General features: G+C 75.2%; 9 protein-coding genes and 1 tRNA gene. 6 read left to right on the plus strand and 4 right to left on the minus strand.

The annotated features are described in order from the left end of the window. The 3 genes from treY to ACFI33_RS11455 form a co-directional block, all read right to left on the minus strand. Window positions 1-2,097: malto-oligosyltrehalose synthase (treY, locus tag ACFI33_RS11445; protein ID WP_462624036.1), on the minus strand; the 2,097-nt coding region annotated here is incomplete at its 3' end. Between the two features lie 62 nt (window positions 2,098-2,159). After that, window positions 2,160-2,645 carry a hypothetical protein gene (locus ACFI33_RS11450; protein WP_036315935.1) on the minus strand — a complete coding sequence of 162 codons (486 nt, stop codon included), beginning with the start codon at window positions 2,643-2,645 and terminating at the stop codon, window positions 2,160-2,162. 36 nt (window positions 2,646-2,681) lie between these two features. Beyond that, on the minus strand, window positions 2,682-3,725 hold the full coding sequence (locus ACFI33_RS11455; RefSeq protein WP_036315938.1) for an aldo/keto reductase: 1,044 nt from the start codon (window positions 3,723-3,725) through the stop codon (window positions 2,682-2,684). A 65-nt stretch (window positions 3,726-3,790) separates the two neighbouring features. Between ACFI33_RS11455 and ACFI33_RS11460 the strand changes: the two genes are divergently transcribed. From ACFI33_RS11460 to ACFI33_RS11480, 5 genes are all read left to right on the plus strand, one after another. Then, a complete protein-coding gene (locus tag ACFI33_RS11460) occupies window positions 3,791-4,693 on the plus strand; it encodes a fumarylacetoacetate hydrolase family protein (RefSeq protein WP_036315940.1) in 903 nt (300 codons plus the stop codon). Beyond that, a complete protein-coding gene (locus ACFI33_RS11465) occupies window positions 4,680-5,426 on the plus strand; it encodes an NADPH-dependent F420 reductase (protein ID WP_036315942.1) in 747 nt (248 codons plus the stop codon). Before ACFI33_RS11460 ends, ACFI33_RS11465 begins: the two co-directional genes overlap by 14 nt. Window positions 5,427-5,488: 62 nt before the next feature. Then, the gene (locus ACFI33_RS11470; RefSeq protein WP_336575369.1) at window positions 5,489-7,126 is read left to right on the plus strand and encodes a DUF5129 domain-containing protein; all 1,638 of its coding nucleotides are present in this window, start codon (window positions 5,489-5,491) and stop codon (window positions 7,124-7,126) included. 6 nt (window positions 7,127-7,132) lie between these two features. Next, entirely contained in the window at window positions 7,133-7,630 is a 498-nt protein-coding gene (locus ACFI33_RS11475) for a carboxymuconolactone decarboxylase family protein (RefSeq protein WP_462624038.1), read from the plus strand. A gap of 57 nt (window positions 7,631-7,687) precedes the next feature. After that, window positions 7,688-8,050, plus strand: coding sequence for a GNAT family N-acetyltransferase (locus ACFI33_RS11480; protein ID WP_127435539.1), 363 nt, complete (start codon window positions 7,688-7,690; stop codon window positions 8,048-8,050). A 54-nt stretch (window positions 8,051-8,104) separates the two neighbouring features. Here the strand turns inward: ACFI33_RS11480 and ACFI33_RS11485 are convergent. After that, a tRNA-Pro gene (locus tag ACFI33_RS11485) sits at window positions 8,105-8,181 on the minus strand. 131 nt (window positions 8,182-8,312) lie between these two features. On the opposite strand from ACFI33_RS11485, the gene ACFI33_RS11490 reads away from it, so the two are divergent. Continuing rightward, window positions 8,313-8,741: a hypothetical protein gene (locus ACFI33_RS11490; RefSeq protein WP_095347254.1), complete on the plus strand. Its 429-nt coding sequence runs from the start codon at window positions 8,313-8,315 to the stop codon at window positions 8,739-8,741. Window positions 8,742-8,818 lie beyond the last annotated feature (77 nt).

The following is an 8,818-nucleotide window of genomic DNA, read 5'->3' on the forward strand; positions in this document are numbered from 1 at the left end:
GCCGGGCGTGTGGCCGGCGTCGAGGCGGTCCAGCAGGTCGGCCCGGGCCGCGAAGTCCACGGGGCGGCGGTTGTCCGGGTCCACGAGGGTGGGGAAGGGCACCTCCGTGCCCTGGTAGACGTCGGGGACGCCGGGGGCGGCGAGCTGGACGAGCTTGTGGCCGAGCTGGACCACCAGGCCGGGCTCGGCGATGCGGTCCGCGACGGCCTGCAGCACGCCCCGGGCAGGCCCCTCGGGGGAGGTGACGGCGGCGGCGAGCGCGGCGAGCCGGGCCTCGAACTCGGGGTCCTGGCCCGTCCAGGTGGTGGCCAGGGCCGCCTCGCGGGAGGCCTTCTGCAGGAAGCCGAGGATCCGCTCCTCCTCCGGTGCGGTGCCGTCCGTGGGCCAGACGCCCACGATGGACTCCCAGAGCAGCCGCTCGGCGTCGGGGTGGCCGAGCGGGTGGAGGCGCCTCAGCTCGGCGAGCTCGGCGGCCCAGCGGTCGGGCTCCTCGGCGAGCACGGCGATGCGGGCGCGCACGTCCTCGCCGCGCTTGGTGTCGTGGGTGCTCAGGGTGGTCATGGCCGTCGGCCAGGCGGCCTGGCGCGCCTGCTGGGCGGCGTGGAAGTCGGCCAGGGACAGGGCGACGTGGGAGGGGTCTCCGCCGACCTCGTTCAGGTTGGCCCACCGGGTGTACCGGTAGAAGGACCGGTCCTCGACGCCCTTGGCCATCACCATGCCAGAGGTCTGCTGGAACCGGCGGGCCACGGGCGAGTCCGGGTCGGTCAGCTCGGGCCGCAGGTCGCCGAGCACGGCGGCGAGGGCCGGCTCCGCCTCGGCCGCGTCCGCCAGCGCGCCCTCGAGCACGGCCAGGCCGACGGGCAGGTAGGTGCGGTACACCGGCAGGCGGGCGAGCACGGCGGCGAACGCGGCGGCCACGTCCTCGTCCGGGTGGGCACCGAGGGCGTGCACGGCGCGGACCTCCCGGACCAGCCGGGCGGTCTCGGTCGCGAGGGAGCCGGTGGCCACGTCGTGCTTGGCTCGCACCACGACCTCGTCCCACTCCCGACGACGGCGCGCGTCCTCGGCCGCATCGCCCGCGGCCTCGGGGTGCATGAAGACGCGTTCGACCTCGCCGAGCGCGTCGTAGCCGGTGGTCCCGTCCACGGGCCAGTCCGCGGGCAGCGCCTCGCCGGGCTCGAGGATCTTCTCCACCACGAGGTAGCCCTCCGGGAGCACGTGGGAGCGCAGGCGCCGCGCGTAGCCAGCCGGGTCCGCCAGGCCGTCCGGGTGGTCCACGCGCAGCCCGTCCACGAGCCCTTCGCGGACCCAGCGGGCGGGTTCGGCGTGGACGGCGTCGAAGACCTCGGGCTCGTCCACCCGGACGCCCGCGAGCGTGGTGACGGTGAAGAAGCGGCGGTAGTTCAGCTCGGCGTCGCCGCGGCGCCAGCCGACCAGCCGGTAGTGCTGGCGCTCGTGCACGGCGCGGGCCAGGCGGGCCTGCTCCGCGGTCGGCTCACTCGCCGGGTCCGCCTCCGCGAAGACCTCCGCGGCGCGTAGCCCGGTCTCCGCCTCGGCCGCCTCGAGCGATCCGGGGGCGAGGGGGTAGACGTTGTCCCAGTAGCGCAGGCGACCCTCGTCGACGACGAGACGGTTCAGCTCCGCGTCCGCGTCCCCGTCAGGACCGTCCCCCAGGACGGGGATGAGTAGAGACCCGCCGCCGGCCGCCCAGTCCACGTCGAACCACGCCGCATGCGCCGCCTCGGGACCGTGGGTGAGCACGTCCCACCACGCCGGATTGGCCTGGGGCGTGGCCACGCCCACGTGGTTCGGCACGATGTCGACGAGCACGCCCATGCCCGCCTCGTGCGCGGCGCGCGCGACCGCGTCCAGTCCCTCGGCCCCGCCGCGGGCGGCGTCCAGCCGCGTGGGGTCCACGACGTCGTACCCGTGGTCGGAGCCGGGCTCGGCCTCGAGCAGCGGCGAGAGGTAGAGCCAGTCCACGCCCAGGCGCCGCAGATAGGGCACGAGCCCGGCCACGGACTCCAGCGGCAGATCCGGGCTGACCTGGAGCCGGTAGGTGGACGCGGGGGCGGAACGGACGGTCGAGGTGCTCACGCGGCGACGCTAACAGAGGCCCCCGACGCGGCATCAGGCCCGGCGGACGGCGGCGGGCGCGGTCACGGGGCCGGACGCAGCGGCAGGTCCTCGTACTTCTCCGGCGGGTTGTGGAAGATGTCCTCGCCGACGAAGGGCTCGCCCGAGGGGTCGACCAGGACCATCTCGTCCCGCAGGACGGTCCCGTCCGGCTGGGTGAGGTCGATGATGAACCCCGTGCCGGACTGGCGGATGCGCTCGATCGAGGTGTAGCCGTACTTGGCCGTCAGGTTCTGACGCAGCGTGTCCAGCCCCGCCAGGTGCGTCCCCACACCCACGCCGGCCAGCACGGCCGCGACCGCCAGCATCACGGCCCCCACCCGGCGCTGCAGCCGGGTGTTGTCCAGGACGTCCACCTCGGTGTTGCGTCCGTGCTCGTCAGCGTGCCGCCGGTGCCGGCGCTCGCGCCAGATCCCGGCGACCAGCAGGATGCCGCCGACGACGAGCGCGAGGGCGGCCGCCCAGTAGGCGAGCCAGGGGGTGAAGAGGTTGACGGGCGCGAAGGTCATGCCCCCAGTGTGACATCCCTCACGTCTGCGGGTTGCTCAGGGCAGGCCGGCGCCGCGTGCCGCGGTCCACAGGCGGTGCCACTGCGCGGAGTCCATCGCCTCGGCCGCGGCGGCCGCCTCGGCGCACGCGGCGACGCGTTCCGGGTCCTGGGTGCCGATCACGGGCCGCACGTCCCACGGCAGGCGCAGCAGCCAGGCGAGCACCACGGCCTCCCGGCTGCCGCCCAGCTCCGCTGCGACCTCGCCGACGGCGCCGGCCGCGCCGTCGTCGCCGGAGCTGAACCGACCCTGCCCCAGCGGACCCCAGGCCTGCAGCTCGATCCCCTCGGCCGCGCACACCGGGCCGAGGCGCCCGGCGTCGGCGTCCGCGGGGGCGTCCGGGTGGTTGGCGAGCACGACCGCCTCCACGAGGGTGCGGTGGTGCAGGCCGAGCTCGACCTGGACGCACGCCAGCCCGGTCCCGTCCGCCGCCTGGCTCTCGAGCTCGCGCTGGAACTCGAGGACGCGGCCCACGCCGAGGTTGGAGACGCCCAGCTTGCCGACCAGGCCCGCCTCCCGCGCGTCGAGGAAGGCGCGCACGGTGTCGGCCACGGGCGTGAGGACGTCGGGCCGGTGGATGATCAGGGTGTCCACGCGCTGCTCGCCGAGGCGGGCCAGCGAGCCCTCCAGCGAGGCGCGCACGTGCTCGGGCGAGGAGTCGTAGCGGGTCAGGCGCCGCCCCGCCGGGTCCGTCTCGTGCAGGACGATCCCGCACTTGGTCTGCACCTTCAGGGCGGAGCGCTCCTCGTAGGGCAGCTCGTGCAGCAGCCGGCCGACGGTCTCCTCGGAGCGGCCGGCCCCGTAGATGTCCGCGGTGTCCAGCAGGTCGACGCCGGCCTCGATCCCGGCACGCAGGGCGCGGCGGGCACGCTCCACGGCCGCCTCGGCCTGCGCTTCGCCCGCGGGCCCCTCCGGCCTCGCCCCCGGGTCGGCGTCCGGGGGCGGCGGGGGAACGGACCCCCAGGCCATGGTCCCGAGGACGATCGGGGTGGCCGGAGTCGGGTCGAGGTCGAGCGGCGGATGCGTGGGGGCTGTGCTCATGGCCTCACCGTCTCACGTCCGCCCGCCCCGGGTCCGGACCCGCCGCCCTGTGATGGGATGGGTCCATGAAGCTCGCCACGTTCCGCCAGCCCGACTCCGACGCCGCCTACCCCGGCGCCACGTTCGCCGCGGTCATCACCTCCGTGCACCCCGAGGACCCCGAGGTCGCCGTGCGCGCCGTCGCCCTGCCGGACTGTCGCGACGTCGGCGAGTACCTCACCGCCACGCCGGAGGAGCAGCGGGAGATGGTGGAGGGTGCCCTCCGCGCGGCGCAGGCCGACCGGTCCCTCCTGCTGGACACCTCCGGCCTCGTCTACGACACGCTCGTGCCCTTCCCCACCAAGGTGTTCTGCGTGGGCCTGAACTACACGAACCACATCGACGAGACGGGCCTGGATCGCCCCGAGCATCCGACGCTGTTCGCGAAGTTCCCGCAGTCCCTCACGGGTGCACTGGACCCGATCGAGGTCCCCGAGGAGGACCACCGGGTCGACTACGAGGGCGAGCTGTGCATCGTGGTCGGGGAGCCGGGCCGACGCATCGCCGTCGAGGACGCCCCGGAGCACATCGCGGGCTACGCGGTGGCCAACGACATCTCCATGCGCGGCTTCCAGGGCCGCACCTCCGAGTGGCTGCAGGGCAAGGTGTGGGAGGCCTCGACGCCCGTGGGTCCGTGGCTGGTCACCCCGGACGAGTTCTCGGCGGATGCGCGCGTCCTCACGCACGTCAACGGCGAGCTGCGTCAGGAGGACAGGGTCGCCGACGTCGTCTTCTCCCCCGCCGAGCTGGTCTCCTACGCCTCGCAGCTGATCACCCTGAACCCGGGCGACCTGATCCTGACCGGCACGCCCGCGGGGGTCGCCCTGGCCCGCCGGGACGCCGAGGGCCGCCGCCCGTGGCTGCGTCCGGACGACGTCGTCGAGGTGGAGATCACCGGGCTGGGACGCCAGCGCAATGAGCTCGTCTGAGGCTGCGGCGCCGGCGGACGCCCTGCCCCGCGTCGTCGGCGTCCTCGGTGCGGGGCGGGCGGGCACCGCGCTGGCACGGGCGATCGCGCGCATCCCCCGCCTCTCCCCGGGCACGGCCGCCCCGCGGGTGATGGTCGCGGGCACGCGGCGCCCCGCGGCGGTCCAGCGCCACCTGACGATCTACGCGCCCGAGGCCGTCGCCGTGTCGGCCGAGGACCTGGCGGCGGAGGCGGAGCTCGTCGTCGTGGCCGTGCCGCGCGAAGCGCTCGACGACGTCGACCCGCTCACCCTCGCCGGGCCGGCCACGCGCGCCGTGGTGGACCTGACCAACACGTGGCCGGGCGAGCCCGTCCCGGCGTGGCTCGACGACGACGACGGCTCGCCCGGCTCCGTCCGAATCGCCGCGCGCTGGGCCGCCGCGGGACTGCGCGTGCCCGTCGTGCGTGCGTTCTCGGAGATCTCGCACCACGACCTGGAGGACGCCGGGCGCGCCACGGCCCCGCGCCGCGCCCTCGCGGTGGGCACCGAGCGGACTGACGCGGCGCCCGAGCCGGCCGCGGTCGCCGCCGCGCGCGACACGGTGGTGGCCCTCGTCACCGCGATGGGCTTCGACGCGGTCCCCTACACGGGCCTCGACCGGGCCGGGGTCCTCGAGCCGGGGGCGGCGGGGTTCGGCACCGCGCACGACGTCGGCCGGCTCGCCGCGCTGCTCGCCGACGCGCCCACCGGCTGAGGCGCCGCCCGCCCTGCGGTGCCTACGCTGGGCGGGACCGCCGACCCTCCCAGGAGGCCCCCGTGACCCGTCCGACGCACCGCACCGCCCGCCGCACGCTCACCGCGGTCGCCCTGTCCGCCGCCGCCCTCACCGGGCCGGCGGCGTCCGCCACCGTCGTCGCCCTGCCGGTCACGGCGGGGGTCACGGGCGCCGCCGCGCCGCAGGCCCACGCCGTGGCCTGGGACCAGGTGGAGCTCGTGGATGACGCGGGCGTGATCGACCTCGCCCAGCTGCGCCGTGACCTGGCGGGGATCGAGTTCCGGGAGCCGACCCGCGTCGCCGTGGTCACCGAGCGCGGCCCGGACCTGTCCGCACTGGACGACGACCGCGCGTCTCAGGCGTTCAACGGGCGGGTGCTCGAGCGGGCTCGCGCGGAGCACCCGGACTGGCTCAGCGCGGACGGCCAGAAATGGGCCGACGGCCTCGTGATCGTGGCGCTCGACCCGGACAACCGGTTGATCGGGGTGTACGTGGGCGAGGACCGGATGCTCAGCACGGACCGGCTGCGGGAGGTGCGCGAGGCCGGACACGAGGCGGCCCGTGCGGCCCGGTGGACGGACACGGTCGTGGAGGTGACGGACGCCGCCGCCGAGCTGATCGGGCGCCCCTGGTGGCAGGCTCCCGAACTGTGGTTCGGCGCGGGGATCGTCGGTGTGGCGGGCGGCGGCGCCGCGGCCGCGGCACTCGCGAGCCGACGGCGTCGCCGCCGCCGGCCGGCCGACCTGCTGGCCGAGGCCCGCACCCACCTGACCTCCGTCACCCTGGAGATGGACGCCACCGAGGTGAACGCGTCCACGGTGCCCGAGGACTCGCCCCACGCGGCCGCGCTGATGGAGCGCTTCCGCAACTTCCGGCGCCAGGCGCTCGACGCGTCGGTGGAGCTGGACCGCCTCGAGGCCCTGCCGGAGCGCAGCCTGCATCGCACGGAGCATGCCCGGGCCGCGGAGGACGTCCGGGACCGCGCCCGTGAGCTCGACCGCCTCGACGACGCCGTGGCCGCGGCGAACACCTTCCTCAACCGCCACCCGGGGTGGCCGGCGGCGTGGGACCAGCAGACCGCCCCGCTGCGGGCCGACCTGGACGCCGTCGGCACGCTGGCCTCCTCCGTCGGCTCCGCCGGGCCCGTCCGGTCCGCGGTCGCCGCGCTGGAGTCCTTCCGCACCGAGGCCCAGGACCGGCTCGAGGCGCTGGGTGCGGACCTGCAGGACGAGCGCCTGACCCCGGCCGCGGCGTTGGACGAGCTGGACGCGCTGCGGCGTCGCCTGACCGGGCTCGTCTCCGCCCTCGCCGACGCCGAGGTGGCGGCGTTCGGCAAGGACGAGGCCGAGCGTGAGCTGCTGCGCGACGAGCTGCGCACGCACCGTGGCCCGGTCCGGTCCGCGCGCGGCTCGATCCTGGACTCCGCGCTGCCGGCGGATGCCTACTGGACGGTGGTGGCCTTCACCACGGGCCACCAGGCCGGCGAGCGGTCCGTCCAGGACCACCGCCAGGCGCAGTCCAGCTCCTCCGAGGACCGGCTACGGATCCTCGGGCGGCTCGTTCTCCGGGGCGGGCTCGTCCGGCCGATTCTGAGCCGATCGGGGCCGGATCTGAGCCGGAAGCTCGTCCGGGCCGGGCACCCGGTCCCTGGCCCACCGTTCCGTTCTGCGAGACAGTGAAGGACCATGACCGCCGCTGACACCCCCGCACCCCGTCAGAACCCCCTCGCGTTCTTCCTCGACAAGGCCGTGCCCGAGGCGTGGCACGCGGTCGGGCCGCTGGTCTCGGCCGCGCGCGCCGCCGCCGAGCAGGCCGGGCTGGACCGGCAGCTCGTGGAGCTCGTGAACCTCCGGGTCTCCCAGCTCAACGGCTGCGTGTTCTGCCTGGACCGGCACACCCGCCAGGGCGCCGACGCCGGTCTGAGCGTGCAGCGCATGGGGCTGCTGCCGGCATGGCGTGAGGCAGGGGCCGTGTACTCGGAGCAGGAGCGCGCCGCGCTCGAGCTCGCCGAGGCGGCCACGGACCTCCCCGAGCAGGAGCAGCTGAACTACGTGCAGGCCTCCACGGCCGCCGTGCTCACGGACGCCCAGTACGCGGCCGTGCAGTGGGTCGCGATGGTGATCAACCTGACGAACCGCATCTCGATCCTGTCCCATCACCCCGTGCGGCGCCGGGACGGCTGACCCCTTCCCCGCCGCCGGCCCGGCGGCGGGGTCCACCCAGGAACGAGAGGATCGACCATGTCCGAGCAGACCCCCAGCCTGGAGCACCCGCAGGTCCGCAAGAACGGGGAGAGGTACGAGATCGTCGTCGATGACGCGGGCACGGTGGCCGGCTTCACGGTGGCGATCGACGACGACACCGCCGACGGCCCGGCCCAGCGGATCTTCCCGCACACCAAGGTCGACCACGCGTACCAGGGCCGGGGCCTGGCCTCGATCCTCGTACGCGAGGCGTTGAAGGACACCGTGGCCGCGGGCCGCCGGATCGTCCCCGTGTGCCCGTACGTGAAGGCCTGGGTGGACAAACACGACGACGTGGCCGGCGAAGTGGACCCGGCGCGGCCCGAGCATCTGCAGTTCCTGGAGTCCCGCCAGGGCTGACGCACCGCACCCGGAGACGAGAAGAGCCCCCGCCGATCCGGCGGGGGCTCCTTCTGGTCGGGGTGACAGGATTTGAACCTGCGGCCTCGTCGTCCCGAACGACGCGCGCTACCAAGCTGCGCCACACCCCGTTGGAGGTCTCAGACCTGAATCCAACAGAGAGCGACTATACCAGCCACACCGGGTGCCGCCAAACCGAGATGCGGGGCAGAATCGCACGCGTGAGACCTCTGCGCACCCCGCGAATCCGAGAGAGGCCGGCATGAGCTGGTGGCCGTTCCCGCGTTCCTCCGCGAGCCCCTCCCCCGACGACGACGGCGCCCCGGCCGCTGCCGAGCTCGAGGAGGCCGTGGCCGCCCTGCGACAGCTGTTGCGCGCGGAGCGGCACCGACTGCGCCCGGACAGCTGGGCCCTCGCGTGGGAGATGGTCGAGCAGGCCGCCGAGTACGCGCCAGCCTGGACTCGCCTGCAGCGCACACGGCCCGTGGAGACCCAGGAGCTCGTGCTCGCCCTCACCGGGCGCTTGGAGCCGCTGCTGTGCGACTTCCTCGCTCTCCCCGACTCGGAGAAGCCCACCCATGCCGACGCCGTGCACGCGCGCCTTCGGGAGCAGGGCACGGAGCACGGCCGGCTGCGCCGCCGACTCACCCGCGCGCTCACGGCACGACTGCGGGCCGGCGAGGAGCTCTGAGCGCCGCGGGTGAATGCACCCGGAACGCAGAAAGCCCCGTGCTCATCGCACAGGGCCGCCCGGTGAATCCTCCCGGG

Source organism: Micrococcus sp. PSi08 (assembly GCF_054960655.1).

Bases quoted from the DNA above. Each gene is read 5' to 3' on its own strand.
- ACFI33_RS11460 (WP_036315940.1), top strand. From the start codon at position 3,791: ATGAAGCTCGCCACGTTCCGCCAGCCCGACTCCGACGCCGCCTACCCC.
- ACFI33_RS11490 (WP_095347254.1), top strand. From the start codon at position 8,313: ATGAGCTGGTGGCCGTTCCCGCGTTCCTCCGCGAGCCCCTCCCCCGAC.
- ACFI33_RS11455 (WP_036315938.1), bottom strand. From the start codon at position 3,725: ATGAGCACAGCCCCCACGCATCCGCCGCTCGACCTCGACCCGACTCCG.
- ACFI33_RS11450 (WP_036315935.1), bottom strand. From the start codon at position 2,645: ATGACCTTCGCGCCCGTCAACCTCTTCACCCCCTGGCTCGCCTACTGG.
- ACFI33_RS11475 (WP_462624038.1), top strand. From the start codon at position 7,133: ATGACCGCCGCTGACACCCCCGCACCCCGTCAGAACCCCCTCGCGTTC.
- ACFI33_RS11480 (WP_127435539.1), top strand. From the start codon at position 7,688: ATGTCCGAGCAGACCCCCAGCCTGGAGCACCCGCAGGTCCGCAAGAAC.
- ACFI33_RS11465 (WP_036315942.1), top strand. From the start codon at position 4,680: ATGAGCTCGTCTGAGGCTGCGGCGCCGGCGGACGCCCTGCCCCGCGTC.